General features: G+C 72.6%; 20 protein-coding genes. 3 read left to right on the top strand and 17 right to left on the bottom strand.

Going from position 1 to position 22,030, the window contains the following annotated elements; genetic code table 11:
* On the top strand, positions 1-896 hold an 896-nt coding region (locus ACS04_RS39980), incomplete at its 5' end, for an NPCBM/NEW2 domain-containing protein (protein ID WP_209441595.1).
* Positions 897-949: 53 nt separating this feature from the next.
* On the opposite strand, the gene gatB is transcribed toward ACS04_RS39980, so the two are convergent.
* The 10 genes from gatB to ACS04_RS02260 form a co-directional block, all read right to left on the bottom strand.
* Positions 950-2,458, bottom strand: a complete 1,509-nt coding sequence (gatB, locus tag ACS04_RS02305) for an Asp-tRNA(Asn)/Glu-tRNA(Gln) amidotransferase subunit GatB (protein ID WP_048474754.1) — start codon at positions 2,456-2,458, stop codon at positions 950-952.
* Between the two features lie 15 nt (positions 2,459-2,473).
* Positions 2,474-2,719 (bottom strand): hypothetical protein, encoded by a 246-nt coding sequence (locus ACS04_RS02300; RefSeq protein ID WP_048474753.1) that lies wholly within the window; start codon positions 2,717-2,719, stop codon positions 2,474-2,476.
* Positions 2,716-4,212, bottom strand: coding sequence for an Asp-tRNA(Asn)/Glu-tRNA(Gln) amidotransferase subunit GatA (gatA, locus tag ACS04_RS02295; RefSeq protein ID WP_048474752.1), 1,497 nt, complete (start codon positions 4,210-4,212; stop codon positions 2,716-2,718). Before gatA ends, ACS04_RS02300 begins: the two co-directional genes overlap by 4 nt.
* Positions 4,213-4,217: 5 nt before the next feature.
* Complete coding sequence (gene gatC, locus ACS04_RS02290; protein WP_007266718.1) at positions 4,218-4,514, bottom strand: Asp-tRNA(Asn)/Glu-tRNA(Gln) amidotransferase subunit GatC; 297 nt, start codon at positions 4,512-4,514, stop codon at positions 4,218-4,220.
* 135 nt (positions 4,515-4,649) lie between these two features.
* Entirely contained in the window at positions 4,650-6,800 is a 2,151-nt protein-coding gene (locus tag ACS04_RS02285) for a putative bifunctional diguanylate cyclase/phosphodiesterase (RefSeq protein WP_398023080.1), read from the bottom strand.
* Positions 6,801-7,254: 454 nt separating this feature from the next.
* Positions 7,255-9,468, bottom strand: coding sequence for an NAD-dependent DNA ligase LigA (gene ligA, locus ACS04_RS02280; protein ID WP_048474750.1), 2,214 nt, complete (start codon positions 9,466-9,468; stop codon positions 7,255-7,257).
* A 31-nt stretch (positions 9,469-9,499) separates the two neighbouring features.
* The gene (locus ACS04_RS02275; protein ID WP_048474749.1) at positions 9,500-10,483 is read right to left on the bottom strand and encodes a methionine synthase; all 984 of its coding nucleotides are present in this window, start codon (positions 10,481-10,483) and stop codon (positions 9,500-9,502) included.
* The gene (locus tag ACS04_RS02270) at positions 10,480-11,169 is read right to left on the bottom strand and encodes an SDR family oxidoreductase (protein WP_048474748.1); all 690 of its coding nucleotides are present in this window, start codon (positions 11,167-11,169) and stop codon (positions 10,480-10,482) included. Before ACS04_RS02270 ends, ACS04_RS02275 begins: the two co-directional genes overlap by 4 nt.
* A 158-nt stretch (positions 11,170-11,327) precedes the next feature.
* The gene (locus tag ACS04_RS02265; RefSeq protein ID WP_048474772.1) at positions 11,328-11,672 is read right to left on the bottom strand and encodes a DUF1330 domain-containing protein; all 345 of its coding nucleotides are present in this window, start codon (positions 11,670-11,672) and stop codon (positions 11,328-11,330) included.
* Positions 11,673-11,765: 93 nt separating this feature from the next.
* Entirely contained in the window at positions 11,766-12,755 is a 990-nt protein-coding gene (locus ACS04_RS02260) for a GlxA family transcriptional regulator (RefSeq protein WP_048474747.1), read from the bottom strand.
* 110 nt (positions 12,756-12,865) lie between these two features.
* On the opposite strand from ACS04_RS02260, the gene ACS04_RS02255 reads away from it, so the two are divergent.
* Complete coding sequence (locus ACS04_RS02255) at positions 12,866-13,804, top strand: NADP-dependent oxidoreductase (RefSeq protein ID WP_048474746.1); 939 nt, start codon at positions 12,866-12,868, stop codon at positions 13,802-13,804.
* A 33-nt stretch (positions 13,805-13,837) separates the two neighbouring features.
* Here the strand turns inward: ACS04_RS02255 and mnmA are convergent, their stop codons facing one another.
* Positions 13,838-15,001, bottom strand: a complete 1,164-nt coding sequence (gene mnmA / locus ACS04_RS02250; protein ID WP_048474745.1) for a tRNA 2-thiouridine(34) synthase MnmA — start codon at positions 14,999-15,001, stop codon at positions 13,838-13,840.
* Between the two features lie 69 nt (positions 15,002-15,070).
* Between mnmA and ACS04_RS02245 the strand changes: the two genes are divergently transcribed.
* The gene (locus tag ACS04_RS02245) at positions 15,071-15,742 is read left to right on the top strand and encodes an N-acetylmuramoyl-L-alanine amidase (protein WP_048474744.1); all 672 of its coding nucleotides are present in this window, start codon (positions 15,071-15,073) and stop codon (positions 15,740-15,742) included.
* A gap of 13 nt (positions 15,743-15,755) precedes the next feature.
* Here ACS04_RS02245 and ACS04_RS02240 read toward each other — a convergent pair whose 3' ends face one another.
* From ACS04_RS02240 to ACS04_RS02215, 6 genes are all read right to left on the bottom strand, one after another.
* On the bottom strand, positions 15,756-16,919 hold the full coding sequence (locus ACS04_RS02240; protein WP_048474743.1) for a cysteine desulfurase family protein: 1,164 nt from the start codon (positions 16,917-16,919) through the stop codon (positions 15,756-15,758).
* 170 nt (positions 16,920-17,089) lie between these two features.
* Complete coding sequence (locus ACS04_RS02235; protein WP_048474742.1) at positions 17,090-17,941, bottom strand: thioesterase family protein; 852 nt, start codon at positions 17,939-17,941, stop codon at positions 17,090-17,092.
* 57 nt (positions 17,942-17,998) lie between these two features.
* Complete coding sequence (locus ACS04_RS02230) at positions 17,999-18,655, bottom strand: trimeric intracellular cation channel family protein (RefSeq protein WP_048474741.1); 657 nt, start codon at positions 18,653-18,655, stop codon at positions 17,999-18,001.
* A 132-nt stretch (positions 18,656-18,787) separates the two neighbouring features.
* The gene (locus ACS04_RS02225; protein WP_245236247.1) at positions 18,788-19,867 is read right to left on the bottom strand and encodes an ABC transporter ATP-binding protein; all 1,080 of its coding nucleotides are present in this window, start codon (positions 19,865-19,867) and stop codon (positions 18,788-18,790) included.
* Between the two features lie 5 nt (positions 19,868-19,872).
* Positions 19,873-20,976 (bottom strand): ABC transporter ATP-binding protein, encoded by a 1,104-nt coding sequence (locus ACS04_RS02220; protein ID WP_107438506.1) that lies wholly within the window; start codon positions 20,974-20,976, stop codon positions 19,873-19,875.
* Positions 20,973-21,974, bottom strand: a complete 1,002-nt coding sequence (locus tag ACS04_RS02215; protein ID WP_030159166.1) for an ABC transporter permease — start codon at positions 21,972-21,974, stop codon at positions 20,973-20,975. Before ACS04_RS02215 ends, ACS04_RS02220 begins: the two co-directional genes overlap by 4 nt.
* Between the last annotated feature and the right edge of the window lie 56 nt (positions 21,975-22,030).

Below are 22,030 nucleotides of genomic sequence, written 5' to 3'. Positions count from 1 at the left end.
CCCCGCCGCACCCGACGGCCGCGCCTCGGCAGCAGCCGGCGGCGGCGCCGGTGATGCCGGCGTCACCTCCACCGCGGCCGCAGCCCCAGCCGGTCTCCGCCCCGCCGCCCACCCCCGCCGAGCCGGTGTACGCACCCCCGCCGGTGCAGGCGAGCGTCCCCGAGGGATACGGTCCCGCGCCCGCGGCCGCCTCCCGTGCCGAACCTCCTCCCGGTCCGCCCCCGCGCAGGCGCCGGCCGACCGCGGTGGTGCTCGGGGCGGCGCTGGCGGTGCTGATGGTGGCCGCCGGCGCGGTGATCGGAGTCAAGCTGTTCGGAGACACGGAGGAGGCGAAGGGCTCGAACACGGCGAACGGCGGGAACAAGGCGGCCGCGTCCCCGCCGGCCGTCGAGAGCCCGACCCCCACCCCGCCGCCCGGATCGTCCCCGTCCGGGTCGGCGTCCGAGGACCCGGCGGTCCAGCCCACCGCGACCGGCTCCCAACCCCCTTCGGGCGTGGCGCCCGGCGTGAAGGCGGCCGACCTGACCGTCATGGCTCCGGTGAAGGACCTGGGCGGCTTCGAGGTGGGCCCCGCCAAGATCAACACCAAGCAGTACGGGGCCGCGTTCATCCAGGCACGCAACTGCGATTTCGACGCCTACACGGAGTTCGACCTGAACCGCGAGTGGAAGACACTGGAGTTCACCGCGGGGATCGACGACGGTTCGCAGAACGAGAAGGGCCGGGTCAGCATCTCGCTCGACGGCCAGCCCGCCGCCTTCTCCGAGCTCGTGGAACTGGGCAAGCCGATCAGCCACAGCGTGGACGTGAGCGGCGCCCTGCGGCTGCGCATCAGGGTGGACAAGGGCTGCGACAACGGCACGGTCGTCATCGCCGCGCCCCAGCTCAAGCGCTGAGACGGCGAGGGCCCCGCACCGGGAGCGGTGCGGGGCCCTCGCGTGGCGCGGAACTACTCGGAGACGCCCAGGCGTTCCAGGATGAGCTCCTTGACGCGGGCCGCGTCGGCCTGGCCGCGCGTGGTCTTCATGACCGCGCCGACCAGGGCGCCGACGGCAGCGATCTTGCCGCCGCGGATCTTGTCCGCGATGGCCGCGTTGCCCGCGATGGCCTCGTCCACGGCCGCGCCGAGCGCGCCCTCGTCCGAGACGACCTTCAGGCCGCGCTTCTCGACGACCTCGTCCGGGGTGCCCTCGCCGGCGAGGACGCCCTCCAGGACCTGGCGGGCCAGCTTGTCGTTGAGCTCACCGGCCGCGACCAGGGCCGCGACGCGCGCGACCTCGGCCGGGGTGATGGGCAGCTCGTCGACGACGACGCCCCGCTCGTTGGCGTTGCGGGCCAGCTCGCCCATCCACCACTTGCGCGCGGCCGCCGCATCGGCGCCCGCCTCGATCGTGGCGACGATGGAGTCCACCGCGCCCGCGTTGAGGATCGACTGCATGTCGTGCTCGCTCACGCCCCACTCCTCGCGGAGCCGGTTGCGGCGTACGCGCGGCATCTCGGGCAGCCCGGCGCGCAGCTCCTCGACCCAGTCGCGGGCCGGGGCGACGGGGACCAGGTCGGGCTCAGGGAAGTACCGGTAGTCCTCGGCGTTGTCCTTGATGCGGCCGGCGGTGGTGGAGCCGTCCTCCTCGTGGAAGTGCCGGGTCTCCTGCACGATCGTGCCGCCGGACGACAGCACGGCCGCGTGGCGCTGGATCTCGAAGCGCGCCGCGCGCTCGACGGAGCGCAGCGAGTTGACGTTCTTCGTCTCGCTGCGGGTGCCGAACTCGGACTCGGGGGTGGGTCGCAGCGACAGGTTCACGTCGCAGCGCATCTGGCCCTTGTCCATGCGGGCCTCGGAGACGCCGAGGGCCTTGATGACCTCGCGCAGCTCGGCGACGTACGCCTTGGCGACCTCGGGGGCCCGCTCGCCCGCGCCCTCGATCGGCTTGGTGACGATCTCGATGAGCGGGATGCCGGCGCGGTTGTAGTCCAGCAGGGAGTGGGACGCGCCGTGGATACGGCCGGTGGCGCCGCCGACGTGCAGCGACTTGCCGGTGTCCTCCTCCATGTGGGCGCGCTCGATCTCCACGCGGAAGATCTCGCCGTCCTCCAGCTGCACGTCGAGGTAGCCGTTGAAGGCGATCGGCTCGTCGTACTGGGAGGTCTGGAAGTTCTTCGGCATGTCCGGGTAGAAGTAGTTCTTCCGGGCGAAGCGGCACCACTCGGCGATCTCGCAGTTCAGCGCGAGGCCGATCTTGACGGCGGACTCGATGCCGATGGCGTTGACGACGGGCAGCGCGCCGGGCAGGCCGAGGCAGACCGGGCAGGTCTGCGAGTTGGGCTCGGCGCCCAGCTCGGTCGAGCAGCCGCAGAACATCTTGGTCCTGGTGCCGAGCTCGACATGGACCTCCAGGCCCATGACGGGGTCGTACGACGCGAGGGCGTCCTCGTACGACAGCAGTTCGGTGACGGTCACAGTGAAACTTCCCTCTCAGCCCAGCAGAACGTCGTCGTCGCCGAGGCGCTTCAGCTCGCGGTACAGGATCGCGAGACCGGTGACGATGGCGGCGGCGGACACAACGGCGTCGACCAGCTTCAGCGTGTCGTGGTCGGTGCGGGCCTTCCTGGCCTGCTTGATCACGCTGATGGCACCGAAGGCGGTGGTGCCGATCGACAGGTACGTACCGGACTTGGACTTCTTGAAGCCCTTGGCCTTGGACAGTGCGCTACCACTCACAGCGACGGAGCCTCCTCAAGCAGCGGGTGTCCCCAGCGCTCGACGAAGGCTGCCTCAACGGCGGCGCCGACCTTGTACAGCCGGTCGTCCTTCATCGCCGGGGCGATGATCTGCAGCCCGACCGGCAGGCCGTCCTCCGGCGCCAGGCCGCACGGGAGCGACATGGCGGCGTTGCCGGCCAGGTTGGTCGGGATGGTGCACAGGTCCGCGAGGTACATCGCCAGCGGGTCGTCGGTGCGCTCACCGATGGCGAATGCGGTGGTCGGGGTCGTCGGGGAGACGATCACGTCGACCTGCTCGAAGGACTTCTCGAAGTCCCGCGTGATGAGCGTGCGGACCTTCTGGGCGGAGCCGTAGTACGCGTCGTAGTAGCCGGAGCTCAGCGCGTACGTACCCAGGATGATGCGGCGCTTGACCTCGTCGCCGAAGCCGGCTTCGCGGGTGAGCGCGGTGACGTCCTCGGCGGACCGGGTGCCGTCGTCGCCGACGCGCAGGCCGTAGCGCATGGCGTCGAAGCGGGCCAGGTTCGAGGAGCACTCGGACGGCGCGATCAGGTAGTACGCGGCCATCGCGAGGTCGAAGGAGGGGCAGTCCAGCTCGACGATCTCGGCGCCCAGCTCCTTGAGGAGCTCGACGGACTCGTTGAAGCGCTGGACGACGCCGGCCTGGTAGCCCTCGCCGGCGAACTGCTTGACGACGCCGACGCGCATGCCGGCGACCGAGCCGTTGCGGGCGGCCTCGACGACCGGCGGGACCGGGGCGTCGATGGAGGTGGAGTCCATCGGGTCGTGGCCGGCGATGACCTCGTGCAGGAGCGCCGCGTCCAGGACCGTGCGGGCGCAGGGCCCGCCCTGGTCGAGGGAGGAGGAGAAGGCGACCATGCCGTAGCGGGAGACGCCGCCGTACGTGGGCTTCACGCCTACCGTGCCGGTGACGGAGGCAGGCTGGCGGATGGAGCCGCCGGTGTCCGTGCCGATCGCGAGGGGGGCCTGGAAGGCGGCCAGCGCGGCCGCGGAGCCGCCGCCGGAGCCGCCGGGGATGCGGGTCAGGTCCCAGGGGTTGCCGGTGGGCCCGTAGGCGCTGTTCTCGGTGGAGGACCCCATGGCGAACTCGTCCATGTTGGTCTTGCCGAGGATGACGACGTCGGCTTCCTTGAGCTTGCGCGTCAGGGTGGCGTCGTACGGCGGGATCCAGCCTTCGAGGATCTTCGAGCCGACGGTGGTCGGGACCCCGACGGTGGTGAAGATGTCCTTGAGGGCGAGCGGGACGCCGGCCAGCGAGCCCAGCTTCTCGCCGCGCTCGCGCTTGGCGTCGACGGCGCGCGCCTGGGCGAGGGCACCCTCGCGGTCGACGTGCAGGAAGGCGTGGACCTTCTCGTCGGTCGCGTCGATGCGGGCCAGGTGGGCCTCGGTGACCTCGACGGCCGTGAGCTCGCCGGAGGCGATCTTCTCGGCGGTCTGGGCGGCCGTGAGCTTGATGATCTGGTCGGTCATGGTTGTTAGTCCTCCCCCAGGATCTGCGGCACCTTGAAACGCTGCTGCTCCTGGGCGGGAGCGCCGGAAAGCGCCTGCTCGGGGGTGAGCGACGGACGGACCTCGTCCGCGCGCATGACGTTCGTCAGCGGCAGCGGGTGGGAGGTCGGCGGGACGTCTTGGTCGGCGACCTCGGAAACGCGGGCGACCGCGCCGATGATGTCGTCGAGCTGTCCGGCGAAGTGGTCGAGCTCTTCGCTCTTCAGTTCCAGACGTGCCAGCCGAGCGAGGTGGGCGACCTCCTCGCGCGTGATGCCAGGCATGCAGCGATCCTCTGGGGGTGGTGAGTGTGTAGTTTCGTGCCCAATCCTATGGGGCGGGGCCCCGGACCCACGAAACCGTTTGCCACCGGGGGGCCGCTCCGGCCCCCCGAACCCCTCGGTACGCGCCCCCGGCGGCTACGGGGCCGGGGTTTCCGCCGGTGCCGCGGCCGGGGAGGCCGACAGTTCCGCCGTGATGTCCGCGGGCCGGCGCCAGCCGCGCTCGCCGCGGGCCAGCAGCCAGGCCGTGGCCTCCTGCGGGGGCATCGCGGCCGCGACGAGCCAGCCCTGGACGGCGTCGCAGCCCAGGTCGCGCAGGCGCTCCCAGGTCTCGTCGTCCTCGACGCCCTCGGCGACGACGAGCAGCCCCAGCGAGTGCGCGAGGTCGACGGTGCAGCGGACGATCTCCGCGTCCTGCGCGTCGACCGCGAGCCGCGCCACGAACGAGCGGTCGATCTTCAGCTCGCTGACCGGCAGCCGCCGCAGGTGCACGAGGGAGGAGTAGCCGGTGCCGAAGTCGTCGAGCGACATCTTGACCCCGTGGCCGGTCAGGCCCGCCATGGTGTCGGCGGCCCGCTGCGGGTCCTCCAGCAGGACGTGTTCCGTTATCTCCAGCTGGAGGCCGCTGGCCGGGACCCCGTGCCGGGCCAGCCGGGCCGCGACGGCGCCCGCGAAGCCGGGGGTGTGGACGTCGCGCGGGGAGACGTTGACGGCGACCGGGACCTTCAGGCCCTGCGCCCTCCAGCGCGCCACCTGGGCGAGGGCGGTCTCCAGCACGTACTCGGTGAGGTGGGGCATCAGCCCCGAGGTCTCGGCGATCGCGATGAACTCGTCCGGCGAGACCCGGCCGCGCTCCGGGTGCACCCAGCGCACCAGGGCTTCGAGCCCGGCCACCTGGCCGTCGAAGCGGACCTTGGGCTGGTAGTGCAGTTCCACCTCGCCGGCGTCGAGGGCGCGGCGCAGGTCTCCGAGGAGGCCGAGGCGGTCGGGCGTGTTGCTGTCGCGCTTGGACTCGTACACCTCCACGCCGGTGCGGTCCCGCTTCGCCTGGTACATGGCGACGTCGGCGCGGCGCAGCAGCCCCTCCGCGTCGAGCGCGTGGTCGGGGAAGACGGCGAGGCCGGCGCTGGCCTCCAGGACGAGGGTCAGGCCGTCCAGGTCGAGGGGTGAGCTGAGCTCGGCGACGAGGTGGCGGGCGACCCGCTGGGCACTGGTGGTGGAGTCGGCGACGGGCAGCAGTACGGCGAACTCGTCGCCGCCCAGGCGTGCGGCCTCGGCGTCCTCGGGCAGGGCCTGGCGGAGCCGGTCGGCGATCTGGAGCAGCAGCCGGTCGCCGGCGAGGTGGCCCAGCGTGTCGTTGACGGCGCGGAAGCGGTCCAGGTCGATGAGCACAAGAGCCGACCGGGTGCCCAAACGTTCAGCCTCGTCCAGCGCGGACCAGGCCCGCTCCAGCAGCCACTGCCGGTTCGGCAGCCCGGTCAGGGGGTCGCGCAGCTGCTCCTCGGCGCGCGCCCGGGCGATCCACAAGGTGGAGTCCAGGGCGATCAGGGGTACGGCGAACAGCGGCAGCAGCACCGGCTGCGCCACGGCGACCACGCAGATCAGCGGCGCGATGCCGAGCAGGGCGACCGCGACTAAGACCTGGCGGAGCAGGGCCGTGCGGGCGACGGTGGGCAGGGAGCCTCCGCGCGGGGTCTGCGCGAGCCACAGCAGGGCCTTGGTGACGAGCAGGTAGGCGAGGGCCACCAGGACGATCTCCGGGACCGCCTCCAGCCCCCAGGTGGTGGGCCGCCAGGGGGACTCGACGGTCGGCTCCTGGCCGAACGCCGCGAGTACGAGGGCCCCGGCCCCGATGCCGAGGATGTCGGTGGCGCCGTGCAGCAGCCCCTGGCGCCAGCGGTGCCGGCGCGCGGCCCCGACCAGGGAGACCACCGCGAGGGAGACCAGTCCCGCGGGCACCCACCCGTAGAGGACCAGCACGCCGAGGGTGAGCGCCGCGCCCGAACCGGTGCCGCCCCACCAGCGGTCGCGGCCGAGCGCGACGAGGTGGCCGACGATGATGCCGGTCAGCAGGGCCAGTGCCCAGCCGACCGGGCCGCCGGGGAACAGGGCGTGACGCTGGCTCAGCGCGGAGACGATGCCGATCGCGAGGACGACGGCGGACAGGCCCACGACGACGAACGGCAGCACGGTGCGCTGCGCCGCCGCTCTGCCCGCGCCCGTGCCGGAGTCGAGCGGGTGGGTGTCCGGTGTCCTGGCGCCCAGGACACCGAGCCGGCCCGTCCGCATGGACGGGATCTCCCCGCCGACATCAGGTGACGGGTCGGCGCTTTCGGTGGGTTTCATGCCCGTCCCTCTCACAGCCGGCAATGCCGATGCACGCGATGGCCCCGATGTCATGCCACCACGGCTGGAAGCGCATCACGCAGCCGTGCACGACAGGCGCCCCCCTCAACAGTAGGACGCGGGAGGCCCCCAGGGGCAGCGGTCGGCGGCGGTTGCCCGAATGCGGCCCAGCCATCGTCATCAGTACGGTATCCGCCGAACGGGTGAGTTCGGACCAGGACTCCCGGGTCACCCATCCGATGATCCGACAGGTCACTGCCCTGCGAACAGCCCTCTACCGGCCTTTTACCACCGGGAGTTGCGCCTGGCGTGCGCCCGCCCGTACGGCCGCACGCCACGCATCCGTTCGCCTTCGCTACTCCCCCGCCCAGCGGACCCGCGTGTCGGCCGGGGGCCCCTACTGCGCCGCGGTGCCGTCGTCCACCGGGAGCGCCGCCTCGCGCGCCGCGTCCGGACCCTGTTCGAGGAGGACCGCGAAGCCCGCGTCGTCGAGGACGGCCAGCTTCAGCTGCATCGCCTTGTCGTACTTGGAGCCCGGGTTCTCGCCGACCACGACGAACGAGGTCTTCTTGGAGACGGATCCCGTCACCTTGGCGCCACGGCTCTGCAGGGCATCCTTGGCCCCGTCGCGCGTGTGGCTCTGCAAAGTGCCGGTGACGACGACGGTCAGGCCCTCCAGCGGGCGCGGCCCCTGGTCCTCGCCGGAACCCTCCTCCTCCAGCCGCACCCCGGCCTCGCGCCACTTGCGCAGGATCTCCTGGTGCCAGTCGACGGCGAACCACTCCTTGACCGCCGCCGCGATGATTGGGCCGACCCCCTCGGTGGCGGCGAGCTCCTCCTCGGTGGCCTGCTCGATCCGCTCGATCGAACGGAACTCGCGGGCCAGGGTCTCCGCAGCGACGGGGCCCACGTGGCGGATGGAGAGGCCGTTGATGAAGCGGGCCAGGGGCCGCTCCTTGGCGGCCGCGATGTTCTCCAGCATGGACAGGGCGTTCTTCTTCGGCTCGCCCTTCTGGTTGGCGAAGACCGTGACGATCTTCTCCTCGCCGGTCTTCGGATCGCGCTTGGGCAGCCCGCTGTCGGCGTCGAGGACGTACGCCTTGATGGGCAGCAGCTGCTCGATGGTGAGGCCGAACAGGTCGCCCTCGTCGAGCATGGGCGGCTCGGCCGGCTCCAGCGGGTTGGTGAGCGCGGCCGCGGCCACCGCCCCGAAGTTCTCGATGTCCAGGCACTGGCGGCCCGCCAGGTAGTACAGCCGCTCGCGCAACTGGGCGGGGCAGGTCTGCCCGTTGGGACACCGGAGGTCGATGTCCCCCTCCTTCATCGGCCGCAGCGCCGTCCCGCACTCGGGGCATTCGGCCGGCATGGCGAACTCCCGCTCGGTGCCGTCGCGCAGGTCCACCACGGGGCCGAGGATCTCGGGGATGACGTCGCCGGCCTTGCGGAGCACGACCGTGTCCCCGATGAGGACGCCCTTGGCCTTGACGACCTCCTGGTTGTGCAGGGTCGCGAACTCGACCTCGGAGCCCGCCACCGTCACCGGCTCCACCTGCGCGTACGGGGTCACCCGGCCGGTGCGGCCGACGCCGACCTTGATGTCGATCAGCTTGGTGTTGACCTCTTCGGGGGCGTACTTCCAGGCGATCGCCCAGCGCGGGGCGCGGGCGGTGGAGCCCAGGCGGCCCTGGAGCGGGATCTCGTCGAGCTTGACGACGACGCCGTCGATCTCGTGCTCGACGGAGTGCCGGTTCTCGCCGAAGTAGGCGATGAACTCGCGGACCTCGGCGAGCGAGGCCACCGCCTTGTTGTGCCGGGCCGTGGGCAGACCCCACTCGCCGAGCAGCTCGTACGCGTGGCTGAGCTTGTCGATCTCGAAGCCCTCGCGCGCGCCGATGCCGTGCACCACCATGTGCAGCGGGCGGGTGGCGGTGACCTTCGGGTCCTTCTGGCGCAGCGAACCGGCCGCCGCGTTGCGCGGGTTGGCGAAGGGCTTGTCCCCGGCCTCGACGAGCCGGGCGTTGAGCTCCTCGAACTTCTCCATCGGGAAGAAGACCTCGCCGCGGATCTCGACGAGCTCGGGGATCCGGTCGCCCTTGAGGCGGTCCGGGATGTCCGCGATGGTGCGCACGTTGGGCGTGATGTCCTCGCCGGTGCGGCCGTCGCCGCGGGTGGCGGCCCGGGTCAGGCGGCCCTTCTCGTACGTGAGGTTGACGGCGAGGCCGTCCACCTTGAGCTCGCACAGGTAGTGGAAGTCGGGGGTGTTGACGTCCCGGGCCACCCGCTCGGCCCAGGCCGCCAACTCCTCCTCGTCGAAGGCGTTGTCGAGGGAGAGCATGCGCTCCCGGTGCACGACGGAGGCGAAGTCCGTCTCGTACGCCCCGGCCACCTTCTGGGTGGGCGAGTCGGGGGTGCGCAGCTCCGGGTACTGGTCCTCCAGCGCCTCCAGGGAGCGCAGCAGCTTGTCGAACTCGGCGTCGCTGACGACCGGCTGGTCGTTCACGTAGTACCGGAAGCGGTGCTCCTCGACCTGCTCGGCCAGCAGCGCGTGCTGCTCGCGCACCGCCGCCGGCGCGGCCGTGCCGTCGCCGGACTGCTTCTGTTCGGCTGCCATGCCGTGTCCTCCCGTGGCCCGTCTGTTTCCGTCACTCAGGGTTGTCGGCGAGCGACCTCGCCGCTCTGGCGCAGTGCGCCTGCGCGGCGCGCGCGTAGGCGGGCGAAGCGCCCGCCAGACCGCACGCCGGGGTGACCACGACGGACTCCGCCAGAGTCCCCGGGGCCAGCCCCAGCCTGCGCCAGAGCTTCCTGACACCCATGACGCTACCGCCCGGGTCCGACAACGGGGCGTCGGTGCCCGGCACCACTCCGGCGAAGAGTTTCGTGCCGCTTTCGACGGCCTCACCGATGGCGTCGTCCTCGCGCTCGGTGAGCAGGGAGAAATCGAACGACACCCCCGTTGCGCCGGCCCGCCGGAGCAGTCCGAAGGGCACCTCGGGCGCGCACGAGTGGACGACGACCTCTCCGTCGTGGACGGCGAACAGCTCGCGCAGCGTGCCCTCGACGACCTGCCGGTCCACGGCCCGGTACGTGCGGTACTTGCTCGCGGACCGCACGCGGCCGAGCAGCACGGCGGTCAGGGAGGGCTCGTCGAGCTGGAGGACGATCTCGGCGCCGGGGACGCGCTTCCTCACGTCCGCCAGGTGGTCGCGCAGCCCCTCCGCGAGGGATCCGGCCAGGTCGCGGCAGGCGCCGGCGTCCTGGAGCACGGCCTCGCCGCCGTGCAGTTCCAGAGCGGTGGCCAGCGTCCACGGGCCGACGGCCTGGACCTTGAGCTTCCCCTGGTACCCCTGGGTGAACTCCTCCAGGGCGTCGAGGTCCTCGCCGAGCCAGGACCGGGCCCGCTTGGAGTCCCGGCCCGGGCGGTCGCTGATGCGCCAGCCGCTGGGCTCGACGTGGGCGTACATGTCGACGAGCAGCCCGAGGGAGCGGCCGATCATGTCCGCGCCGGGGCCGCGGGCGGGGAGCTCGGGCAGGTACGGGAAGTCCTCGAAGGAGCCGGTGGCGGTCCGGGCGGCCTCGCGGGCGTCGCCGCCGGGGAGCGAGCCGACTCCGGTGGCACCCGCGGTCATCGGCCGGGCCTGACGCTCAGGTCGTTGACCTCGGCGTCGCGGGGCAGGTCGACGGCCATGACGATCGTGGTGGCCACGGACTCGGGGTCGATCCAGGCGGCGGGGTCGTACTCCCTGCCCTCCTGCGAGTGCACCTTGGCCTGCATCGCGGTCGCGGTCCGGCCGGGGTAGACGGAGGTGACGCGGATGCCGTTCGGCTTCTCCTCGGCGCGCAGCGAGTCGGCGAGGGCCTTGAGGCCGTGCTTGGAGGCGGCGTACGCGCCCCACTCGGCGTGGGCGGTCAGGCCGGCGCCGGAGTTCACGAAGACCACGGTGGCGCGGGAGGCGCGCAGGGTGGGCAGCAGCAGGCGGGTGACCTCGGCGGGGGCGATCAGGTTCACGTTGAGCTGCTCGTGCCAGGTCTTGGGGCGCAGCTCGCCGACGGGGCCGAGGTCGACGATCCCGGCGATGTGCAGGAGCGAGTCGATCCGCTCGGGCACGGGCTGCTTGGAGAAGGCCCACGACAGCCGGTCGGGGTCGGAGAGGTCGCCGACGAGCGCGCGGGAGCCGGGGTAGCGCTCGACGAGCTGCTTGCCGCGGGCGGCGTCTCGGGCGAGCAGGACGAGGTCGTCGCCGCGGGCGTGCAGACGCGCGGCGACGGCGGCGCCGATGCCCGCGCCGGCACCGGTGATCAGGTGAGTAGCCATACCGCCCATGCTCGCAGGTCGCGCATGCTCCCAGGGGCCCGGCCGACCCCCTGCCCGCCCCCGGTTCAGCGGGCGGGGCCGCCCCACCCGCCGCCGCTCCTCGTACGGCGCCGCGGGGACCGGCCCCGCCCGCCCGGTCGCCCGGCGCGGCCGTGCGGTCAGAGTCCCGCTTCGGCGCGCAGGCGGGCCGCCGTCTTCGTGGCGTCGTAGCCGGGCGGGACTCCGTCGACGAGGATGACCTCGCCCGGGATGTGGCGGGTGCGCAGCGGGATCAGGGCCTGGTAGGCCGGGGAGGCGTACCAGGCGCGGGCGCGTTCCATGTCCGGGAAGGCGAGGACCACGACGGTGCCGGGGAAGGGCCCTTCCACGACCTCGACCTGGGCTCCGTGGACGAGGAAGCGGCCCTCGAAGGGGTCCATCGTCGACTGGATCTCCTCGATGTAGCGCAGGACGTCCTCGTTCATGGTCCCGGGGCGCATGGTGGCGATGGCGTACGCGGTCATGGTCATGGCCTCCGCAGTCTCAAGTGTGGCGCGGGATCGGTGTGTTGCCCCGATCCTGCCAAGGCGGCGAGGCGACGGCCATTACCTGCGGGGTCATGCCCCCACGGGCACCGGGCTGCCGGGCCGGAAGGTCCTGCGGTAGGCGATCGGCGAGATGCCGAGGGCGGCCCGCATGTGCTGGCGCAGCGAGTTGGCGGAGCCGAAGCCCGACCGGTGCGCGACCAGGTCCACCGGCAGGTCACTGGACTCCAGCAGCTGGCGGGCGACTTCGAGGCGCTGGACGGTGAGCCACTGCACCGGGGTCATGCCCACCTCGTCACGGAAGCGCCGGGTGAAGGTGCGCAGGCTCATCCGGGCGTGGGCGGCCAGCTCGGCCAGGGTGACCGGCTCCGCGAGCCGCTCCAGGGCCCAGGCGCGGGTGGCGGTGGTGGTGGCCACGGTGGGCTCGGGAACGGGCCGGTCGATGTACTGCGCCTGCCCGCCGTCGCGCCAGGGCGGTACGACGCACAGCCGCGCGGCGCGGTTGGCGACGACGGTGCCGTGGTCGGCGCGGATCAGGTAGAGGCACAGGTCGATGCCGGCGGCCACGCCGGCCGAGGTGAGGACGTCCCCGTCGTCGACGAAGAGCACGTCCTCGTCGAGCTTGACGCGCGGGAAGGCGCGCTGGAACTCCGGCGCGTGCTCCCAGTGGGTGGTGGCCGCCCGGCCGTCGAGCATCCCGGCGGCGGCGAGGACCTCGGAGCCGGTGCAGATCGACACGATCCGGGTGCCGGGCCGGATGGCGGCGAGCGCCGCGACGAGGGGCTGCGGCAGGGGTTCGCCGCGCAGCAGGCCCGGCATGGCGTGGGTGGGCGGGACGATCACGGTGTCGGCCGCGGCGAGGGCCTCGGGGCCTGCCGTGACGCCGACGGAGAAGCCCGCGTCGCTGTTCACGGGCCGGCCGTCGGCGGTGCAGACGGTGACCTCGTACAGGGCGCGGCCGTCCTCGCCGTGGGCGTTGCCGAAGACCCGCGAGGGCATGCCGAGCTCGAACGGGGCCACGCCTTCCAGGGCGAGGACGGCGATACGGTGCACAACGGTCATGGCCAGATCCTGTCACATGGTGGCCGTCCGGCCAACACCAGACGTCCCGGGCAGCGGCCAAGCTGGACGCACCGACCGGGAGAACCGGTACGGGAAGCCGTGGAAGAACCATGAAGGAGACAGTTATGCGTGCCGTCGTCGTGAGCCAGTGGGGCGGACCGGAGGTTCTCACCGAGGTCGAGGCGGAGCGCCCCGAGCCGGGCCTGAACGAGATCCTCGTCCGCGTCCGCGCGGCCGGCGTGAACCCGGTGGACTGGAAGACCCGGGCCAGCGGCGGCCTCATCGGCTGGGGCGAGGTCCCGATGGTCGGCTGGGACGTCTCGGGCACCGTGGAGGCGGTCGGACCGGGCGTGACGCTGTACCGCGCGGGCGACGAGGTGTACGGGATGCCGAACTTCCCGCGCCAGGCGGGCGGCTACGCCGAGTACGTGGCCGCGCCGGCCCGGCACTTCGCCCGCAAGCCGGCCTCCCTGGACCACGTCCAGGCGGCCGCCCTGCCGCTGGCCGCGCTGACCGCCTGGCAGGCGCTGGTGGACACCGCCGGGGTCACGGCCGGGCAGCGGGTGCTGGTCCACGCCGCGGCCGGCGGGGTGGGCCACCTGGCGGTGCAGATCGCCAAGGCCCGCGGCGCGTACGTGATCGGCACGGCCAGCGCGGCCAAGCACGAGCTGCTGCGCGCGCTGGGCGCCGACGAGGTGCTCGACTACCGCACCACGGACTTCGAGGACGCCGTCTCCGACGTGGACGTCGTGATCGACGCGGTCGGCGGCGACTACGGACAGCGCTCGCTGAAGGTGCTGAAGCCGGGCGGCCACCTGGTGACGCTGCCGGGCCCGGACGGGCTCCCGGCCGACCCGCAGGGCGTCCACGCCTCCTGGGTCCTGGTGGAGCCGGACCTGAGGGGCCTCCAGGAGATCGCGGCCCTGGCCGACCAAGGCCTGGTCAAGCCCCTGATCGACACGGTGCTGCCGCTGGAGCAGGCCGCGAAGGCCCACGAGATCGGCGAGCAGGGCCGCACCACCGGCAAGATCGTCCTGACCGTCGCCTGAGGGCCGCCCCGCTCCCGCCCGCGGGGGCGGGGCTCAGACGGCGGCGGCCGCGGCCCGGGTGGTCGTCGCGATGGTGGCGGAGCCGACCACGCGCGTGCCGTCGTAGAGGACGATCGCCTGGCCGGGGGCCACGCCGCGGACCGGCTCCGTGAAGCGCACCCGCAGCTCGTCGTCCACGAGCTCGGCGAAGACCTCGCTCTCGCCGCCGTGGGCGCGCAGCTGTGCGGTGTACGTGCCCGGCGCGGCGGCGGCGGAGCCGCACCAGCGGGGCCGGATCGCGGTCAGGGCGCTGACGTCGAGGGCCTCGACGGGGCCGACGGTGACGGTGTTGTTCACCGGGGAGATGTCGAGGACGTAGCGCGGCTTGCCGTCGGGGGCCGGGTGGCCGATCCGCAGGCCCTTGCGCTGGCCGATGGTGAAGCCGAAGGCGCCGTCGTGGGTGCCGACCTTCTCGCCGCTCGCCTCGTCCACGATGTCGCCCTCGGCCTTGCCGAGGCGGCTCGCGAGGAAGCCCTGGGTGTCGCCGTCGGCGATGAAGCAGATGTCGTGGCTGTCGGGCTTCTTCGCGACGGCCAGGCCGCGCTCCTCGGCCTCGGCGCGGATCTCTTCCTTGGTGGTCAGGGTGTCGCCGAGCGGGAAGAGGGCGTGGGCCAGCTGCTTCTCGTCGAGGACGCCGAGGACGTAGGACTGGTCCTTGGCCATGTCGCTGGCGCGGTGCAGCTCGCGCGTGCCGTCCTCGTTCAGGACGACGGTCGCGTAGTGGCCGGTGCACACGGCGTCGAAGCCGAGGGCGAGGGCCTTGTCGAGCAGGGCAGCGAACTTGATCTTCTCGTTGCAGCGCAGGCAGGGGTTGGGGGTGCGCCCGGCCTCGTACTCGGAGATGAAGTCCTCCACGACGTCCTCGCGGAAGCGCTCGGCGAGGTCCCACACGTAGAACGGGATGCCGATGACGTCGGCCGCGCGGCGGGCGTCGCGGGAGTCCTCGATGGTGCAGCAGCCGCGGGCGCCGGTCCGGAAGGACTGCGGGTTCGCGGAGAGCGCGAGGTGGACGCCGGTCACGTCGTGCCCGGCTTCGACGGCGCGGGCGGCGGCGACGGCGGAGTCCACGCCGCCGGACATGGCGGCCAGGACGCGAAGGCGGGGGCCCTCCGGCGCAGCGAGGGGCAGGCGTGAGGTGCGCGGCAGGTTCTCAGTCATAGCACCGTCCAGAGTACGGGGGAACCGGCCGGGGTCACAGCGCGTTATCACCTGCGGGGGGTGGATCACATGGGGAGCAAAGCCGGGGCCACGCCGGAGGCGGGTCCGCGCAGGACGCGCCGTGCGCTGCTGTTCGGGGGCCTGGGGGTCTTCACGGTGGCGGCGATCGCGGGGCATGACGAGCTGCGGCGTGCCTGGTGGCTGCTGCCGGGCGCGGGCAGGCCCCGCAAGGAGGGCGAGGTGGACCACGTGGGCGCGGAGTGGACCTCGGCCTCGCCGGCGAACTGGCGGATGGCGGACCGGCCCGGGGACTACCGTGTGGACCGGATCGTGGTGCATGTCACGCAGGGCAGCTTCGCGTCCTCGGTGGACGCCTTCAGGAGTCCGTTCCACCAGGCGTCCGCGCACTACATCGTCGGCCAGGACGGGCGCATAGAGCAGATGGTGCGCGAGATGGACGTCGCCTTCCACTCGGGGAACCGCTCGATGAACGAGCGCAGCGTGGGCATCGAGCACGAGGGCTTCGTGGACCGGCCGCAGGACTTCACGCAGGCGTTGTACGCGGCTTCGGCCCGTCTCGCCGCCGATGTGTGCCGCCGCTACGGCATACCCGTGGACCGTTCGCACGTACTGGCCCACTCCGAGGTCCGGGGCACCGATCACACGGACCCGGGCCCCCACTGGGACTGGGACCGCTACCTGGGCCTGGTCCGCTCGGAGCTCGCGGCCACCCCGGCCTGACCGGGAGCCCCCGCTAGCTCAGGCCTGCCGTGCGGGCGCGCTCGACGGCCGGGCCGATCGCCGCGGCCACGGCCTCGACGTCCTCCTTGGTGGAGGTGTGGCCGAGGGAGAAGCGCAGGGTGCCGCGGGCCAGCTGCGGATCGGTGCCGGTGGCCAGCAGGACGTGGCTGGGCTGGGCCACGCCGGCGGTGCAGGCGGAGCCGGTGGAGCACTCGATGCCCTGGGCGTCCAGCAGGAGCAGCAGCGAGTCGCCCTCGCAGCCGGGGAAGCTGAAGTGCGCGTTGGCCGGGAGCCGGTCGTCGGGGTCCCCGCCGAGGACGGCGTCGGGCACCTGGCGCAGCACGGCGGCGACGAGTTCGTCGCGCAGCGCGCCGATCTCGGCGGCGAACCTCTCGCGCCGCTGCGCGGCGATCACGGCGGCCACCGCGAAGGCGGCGATGGCGGGCACGTCGAGGGTCCCGGAGCGCACGTGCCGCTCCTGGCCGCCGCCGTGCAGGACGGGTACGGGGCTCTGGTCGCGGCCGAGCAGCAGCGCGCCGATGCCGTACGGGCCGCCGATCTTGTGGCCGCTGACGGTCATGGCGACGAGGCCGCTGTCGCCGAAGCGGACGTCGAGCTGTCCGAAGGCCTGGACGGCGTCGGAGTGCAGGGGGATGCCGGACTCGCGGGCGACCGCGGCCAGTTCGCGGACCGGCATGACGGTGCCGATCTCGTTGTTGGCCCACATGACGGTGGCCAGGGCCACGTCGTCGGGGTTGCGCGCGATGGCCTCGCGCAGGTCGTCGGGGTGCACGCGGCCGTGGCGGTCGACGGGGAGGTACTCGATCCGGGCGCCCTCGTGCTCGCCGAGCCAGTGGACGGCGTCGAGGACGGCGTGGTGCTCGACGGGGCTGGCGAGCACCCTCGTCCGGGCGGGGTCGGCGTCGCGGCGGGCCCAGTAGAGGCCCTTGACGGCGAGGTTGTCGGCCTCCGTGCCGCCCGCGGTGAAGACCACCTCGCTCGGGCGGGCGCCGAGTGCCTCGGCGAGGGCCTCGCGGGCCTCCTCGACGGTACGGCGGGCACGGCGGCCGGCGGCGTGGAGGGAGGACGCGTTGCCCGTGGTGGCGAACTGCGCGGTCATCGCCGCAGCGGCCTCCGGGAGCATCGGGGTGGTGGCGGCGTGGTCGAGGTAGGCCATGATCCCCTGATTCTACGAGTCCCCTCCCCGGCCCCGGACCCCCGGTGCGGCGAGGACCCGGCGCAGCCGGGAGGGGGGACTCGCGCCGGCCCGGAACGGGACCCGGCTCGGCCCGGAACGGGGGCCCGGGCGCGGCCCGGAACGGGGGCCGCGGCGGCGGGGGCCCCGGGTCAGCGCGGGGCGCGGGCCAGTTGGCGGGACTGGGCCACCAGGTGGTCCGCGGAGTCCCAGACCTCGGCGTCCTCCTCCAGGAAGCCGCCGGCCAGGTTGCGGGTGGTGATGGAGATCCGCAGCGGGCCGGGGGCCGGGCGCCGGCGGACGTGCGCGGTGAGCTCGATGGTGGGGCTCCAGCCCATCAGGCCCAGGTCGAAGCAGGTCGGCGGCAGCGCGTCCACCGCGAGCAGCATCGACAGCGGATCGGCGTCGCGGCCGTCGGCCAGCTCGAACCAGGCCCGCATCTCGCCCTTGCCGGAGGGCGCGCCGACCGCCCAGCCCGCGGTGGCCGGATCCAGCCGCAGCCGGAGGCGGTCCACGATCGCGTTGCTGCCGGGGATCGGGGCCGGGCCGGCCTCGGGGCCGAGGCAGTCCTCGTACGCCGGGAACACCGGCGGGACGGCGGTGGTGCGGACGTCGTCCGGGAGGGAGGCGAGGTCGCCGTACGAGGCGACGACGCGGATCCGCTCGATCTCGGCGCCGCTCTCGTCGTACTGGAAGAGGGAGGCCTGGCCGGTGGAGAGGGTGCGCCCGATCCGGACGACCTCGGTGCGGATCACGGCGGGGCCGGGCACCGAGGAGGTCAGGTAGTGGGCGGAGACGGTGAAGGGGTCCGGGTGCGGCAGGGCCGCAGAAAGGGCCCGGCCGACCAGGGCCAGCAGGTAGCCGCCGTTCACGGCGGTGATGATCGTCCATCCGGCGGAGAGCTCCGCGTCGTACACGCCGGGCTCGTCCGCGCGGGCGGTGACGGTGGTGTCCCGGTCGAATTCGCTGTCGCCGATGGAGGCCTGGGCCGCTGCGTATGCCATGGATTCAGCCTACCGCCGGTAGCTACTAAGCGGTAGCTTTCCTTTGCTACGTGCAGGTTACGGCTCCTCGGCCACCGAGGAGCGGCGGTTCCAGGCCAGCGGCGCCCGCCAGTGGTAGCGCATGGCGAGGAGCCGGAGCACGAAGGTGGTGACGATCGCCGCGGCGGTCGTGGCGGCGTTGAGGGCGTCGAAGGCGATGGACAGGGCCACCATCGCGGCGCCGACGACGGCGGGGACGGCGTACATCTCGCGGTCGCGCAGCAGCGACGGGACCTCGTTGGCCAGGACGTCGCGCAGGACGCCCCCGCCGACGGCCGTGGCCACGCCGAGCGCCGCGGAGGCGGTGAGCCCGAGGCCGAACTCGTAGGCCTTGGTCGTGCCGGTGACGCAGAACAGGCCGAGGCCGGCGGCGTCGAACACGTTGATCGCGCGGTTGATCCGCTGCACCTCGGGGTGGAGGAAGTAGACGATGACCGCCGCGACCAACGGGGTCACGAAGAAGCTGAGCTCGCCGAAGGCGGCCGGCGGGACGGCGCCGATCACGAGGTCGCGGAAGAGGCCGCCGCCGAGGGCGGTGACGAGCGCCAGCACGCAGATGCCGAAGACGTCGAAGTTCTTGCGTACGGCGAGCAGCGCGCCCGCGGTGGCGAAGACGAAGATGCCGGCGAGGTCCAGGGCATGCTGGATCCCGGGCGGGAAGAGATCGTGGAGCACCGCCCCATTGTGCAGCGCGCCCGGCCGGCGCTCCGACGCGCGCGGCCCGGGCGCCCGAACGCCGCCGTCCCGGGCTCCGTTTCAGGGGCCCGGGACGGCGGCGTGGCGGGGAAGGGCCGGCGGGAAGGCGGGCTACTCCGAGACCACGGCCAGGGCCTCCGCGGCGCCCGGCAGCGCCGGGTCGCCCGGTGCCTGGTCGGCGGCGTTCTCCGGGTGGTGGCAGGCCACCTGGTGGCCCGTGGCCAGCGTCAGCATCGGCGGCTCCTGCGTGGTGCAGACCTGCGTGGCCTTCCAGCACCGCGTGTGGAAGCGGCAGCCGGAGGGCGGCGAGATGGGCGAGGGGACGTCGCCCTTGAGCAGGATCCGGCCGCTCTTGGCGCCCCGGCGGCGCGGGTCCGGCACCGGCACGGCCGACAGCAGGGCCTTGGTGTACGGGTGCATCGGGTTCTCGTAGAGCGACTTGCGGTCGGTCAGCTCCACGATCTTGCCGAGGTACATCACCGCGATGCGGTCCGACACGTGCCGGATGACCGACAGATCGTGCGCGATGATCACGTACGTGAGGCCGAGCTCCTCCTGGAGGTCGTCCAGGAGGTTCACCACCTGCGCCTGGATCGACACGTCCAGCGCCGAGACCGGCTCGTCGGCGACGACCAGCTTCGGATTGAGGGCCAGCGCGCGGGCGATGCCGATGCGCTGGCGCTGGCCGCCCGAGAACTCGTGCGGGTAGCGGTTGTAGTGCTCCGGGTTGAGCCCCACCAGGGACAGCAGGCGCTGCACCTCCGCCTTCAGCCCGCCCTCGGGCTGGACGCCCTGGAGCTTGAAGGGGGCGCCGACGATCGTGCCGACCGTGTGGCGCGGGTTCAGCGAGCCGTACGGGTCCTGGAAGATCATCTGCACGTCGCGGCGCAGCGGGCGCATCCCGGAGACCGACAGGTGCGTGATGTCGCGCCCCTCGAACTCGACCGTGCCGCCCGTCGGCTCCAGCAGGCGCGTGATCAGCCGGCCCATCGTCGACTTGCCGCAGCCGGACTCGCCGACGACACCGAGCGTCTCACCGCGCCGGACGTCGAAGTCGATGCCGTCCACGGCCTTGACGGCCCCGACCTGCCGGCGCAGCAGCCCCTTGTTGATGGGGAAGTGCTTGACCAGGCCGGTCACCTTGAGCAGCGGCTCCGCCTCGGAGGCCTGCGGCGCGTCCGTCTTCTTCATGTCGGTCACAGCTTCGGCGCAATCTCTTCGGTCCAGATCCGGGTCCGCTCGTCGTGCGACATGTGGCACGCGGACCAGTGCCGGCCGCCGTCCTCGGTCAGCTCGGGCCGCTGGGTGCGGGTGATGCCGCCCTTGGGGACGTCGGCGTACGGGCAGCGCGGGTTGAAGGCGCAGCCGCTCGGGATGTTGATGAGGCTGGGCGGCGAGCCCTTGACCGGGATCAGGCGCTCGGTCTGCTCGCGGTCGATACGCGGCATGGAGCCGAGCAGGCCCCAGGTGTAGGGGTGGCGGGGTTCGTAGAAGACCTTCTCGGCGCTGCCGCGCTCGACGCACCGGCCGCCGTACATCACGAGGATGTCGTCGGCCATCTCGGCGACCACGCCGAGGTCGTGCGTGATCATGATGACCGCGGAGCCGAACTCCTTCTGGAGGTCGCGGATCAGGTCGAGGATCTGCGCCTGGACGGTGACGTCGAGGGCGGTGGTCGGCTCGTCCGCGATGAGCAGTTCGGGGTTGTTGACCAGGGCCATCGCGATCATCGCGCGCTGGCGCATACCGCCGGAGAACTCGTGCGGGTACGCGTCGACGCGCCGGTGGGGCTCCGGGATCCCGACGCGGTCGAGCATCTCGACCGCCCGGGTGCGGGCGGTCTTCTTGTCGACGTCGTGGTGGGTCCGGTACGCCTCGATGATCTGCTTGCCGACCGAGTAGTACGGGTGCATCGCGGACAGCGGGTCCTGGAAGACCATCGCCATCTTGTGCCCGCGCAGCTTGCGCACGTGGTCGGCGTCGGCCCGTACGAGGTCCTCGCCGTCGAGCACGACCTGGCCCGAGATGTGCGGGCGGCTGCGGGCGTTGCCGGTGCGGTGCAGGCCCATGATGGCCAGCGAGGTCACCGACTTGCCGGAACCGGACTCGCCGACGATGCCGAGCGTCTTGCCGCGCTCCAGGTCGAAGGAGAGCCCGTCGACGGACTTGACCAGGCCGTCGTCGGTCGGGAAGTGCACCTTGAGGTCGCGTACGGACAGGAAGGCCGTGCCCTGAGCCGGCGGCCCGGCCTGCTCGGGCACGAACGCGGGCCCGCTGCCGGTGGTGGGGTTCTCGGTCACGTCAGCCTCACGCGCGGGTCGATGACGGCGTACAGCAGGTCCACGATCAGGTTGGCCATCACCACGAACAGCGCGGCGAGCAGGGTGACGCCCATGATCACGGGCAGGTCGCCCTGGCCGATGGCGGCGACGGCCGCCGTCCCCAGACCCTGGAAGTTGAAGGTCGTCTCGGTGAGCACCGCGCCGCCGAGGAGTCCGCCGAGGTCGAGGCCGAACATCGTGACGATCGGGGTGAGGGTGGAGCGCAGGGCGTGCTTGCGGATGACCACGCCCTCCTTGAGTCCCTTGGCGCGGGCGGTGCGGATGTAGTCCTCGCCGAGCACGTCCAGCATCGTGGCGCGCGTGATGCGGGCGTAGGTGGCGGCGAAGAGGAAGGCCAGGGTCACCCAGGGCAGGAGCATGGAGTTGAGCCAGGCGACCGGATCCTCGGTGAGTGGTCGGTAGTTGGACACGTCCAGCCAGCCGAGGCCGTAGACGAAGATCGCGGGGGCCACCATGCCGGTGAAGAAGATCGGCAGGGAGACGCCGGCCAGCGCGCCGACCATCACCGTGCGGTCGATGGCGGTGCGGCGTTTGAGCGCCGAGACCACACCGGTCGCCACACCGGCGATCACCCAGATGACCGCCGCGCCGAGGGCGAGCGAGAGGGTGACCGGCATGCGGTCGACCATGGTCTCCCAGACGGGCGCCTCGGTCTTGAAGGAGTATCCGAAGCAGGGGGCGGCGCAGTGGGTGACATCGGTGCCGCCGTCGTAGTCACGGCCGACGAAGATGCCCTTGACGAAGGTCAGGTACTGCTCGGAGATGGGCTTGTCGAAGCCCATCTTCACGCGGATGCCCGCCAGGGCGGTCTCGTTGGTCTCGCGACCGGCGTACATCAGGGCCGGATCGCTGCCTGTGATCTTGGGGACCGCGAAGAAGATGCCGAAGGTGACCACGGAGACCACCAACAGCGTGGCGACGACGTTGAACAGCCGCCGTATGAGGTAGACGAGCACTGCAGTCGGCCGCCCGGGGCGGGCGGCTGCCGTCCCTTTTGGGGACGGCAGCCGCC

It is taken from the genome of Streptomyces roseus (assembly GCF_001044425.1).
Classification (GTDB): domain Bacteria; phylum Actinomycetota; class Actinomycetes; order Streptomycetales; family Streptomycetaceae; genus Streptomyces; species Streptomyces roseus.
This window is presented reverse-complemented; position numbering and strand designations above follow the sequence as displayed.

What these genes read in the sequence shown, in the direction of transcription:
- ACS04_RS02285 (WP_398023080.1), bottom strand. Translation starts at nt 6,800, where the DNA reads ATGCGGACGGGCCGGCTCGGTGTCCTGGGCGCCAGGACACCGGACACC.
- ACS04_RS02225 (WP_245236247.1), bottom strand. Translation starts at nt 19,867, where the DNA reads ATGAAGAAGACGGACGCGCCGCAGGCCTCCGAGGCGGAGCCGCTGCTC.
- ACS04_RS02240 (WP_048474743.1), bottom strand. Translation starts at nt 16,919, where the DNA reads ATGGCCTACCTCGACCACGCCGCCACCACCCCGATGCTCCCGGAGGCC.
- ACS04_RS02275 (WP_048474749.1), bottom strand. Translation starts at nt 10,483, where the DNA reads ATGACCGCGGGTGCCACCGGAGTCGGCTCGCTCCCCGGCGGCGACGCC.
- ACS04_RS02245 (WP_048474744.1), top strand. Translation starts at nt 15,071, where the DNA reads ATGGGGAGCAAAGCCGGGGCCACGCCGGAGGCGGGTCCGCGCAGGACG.
- ligA (WP_048474750.1), bottom strand. Translation starts at nt 9,468, where the DNA reads ATGGCAGCCGAACAGAAGCAGTCCGGCGACGGCACGGCCGCGCCGGCG.
- ACS04_RS02260 (WP_048474747.1), bottom strand. Translation starts at nt 12,755, where the DNA reads ATGACCGTTGTGCACCGTATCGCCGTCCTCGCCCTGGAAGGCGTGGCC.
- gatC (WP_007266718.1), bottom strand. Translation starts at nt 4,514, where the DNA reads ATGCCTGGCATCACGCGCGAGGAGGTCGCCCACCTCGCTCGGCTGGCA.
- mnmA (WP_048474745.1), bottom strand. Translation starts at nt 15,001, where the DNA reads ATGACTGAGAACCTGCCGCGCACCTCACGCCTGCCCCTCGCTGCGCCG.
- gatA (WP_048474752.1), bottom strand. Translation starts at nt 4,212, where the DNA reads ATGACCGACCAGATCATCAAGCTCACGGCCGCCCAGACCGCCGAGAAG.
- ACS04_RS02235 (WP_048474742.1), bottom strand. Translation starts at nt 17,941, where the DNA reads ATGGCATACGCAGCGGCCCAGGCCTCCATCGGCGACAGCGAATTCGAC.
- ACS04_RS02265 (WP_048474772.1), bottom strand. Translation starts at nt 11,672, where the DNA reads ATGACCGCGTACGCCATCGCCACCATGCGCCCCGGGACCATGAACGAG.
- ACS04_RS02255 (WP_048474746.1), top strand. Translation starts at nt 12,866, where the DNA reads ATGAAGGAGACAGTTATGCGTGCCGTCGTCGTGAGCCAGTGGGGCGGA.
- ACS04_RS02270 (WP_048474748.1), bottom strand. Translation starts at nt 11,169, where the DNA reads ATGGCTACTCACCTGATCACCGGTGCCGGCGCGGGCATCGGCGCCGCC.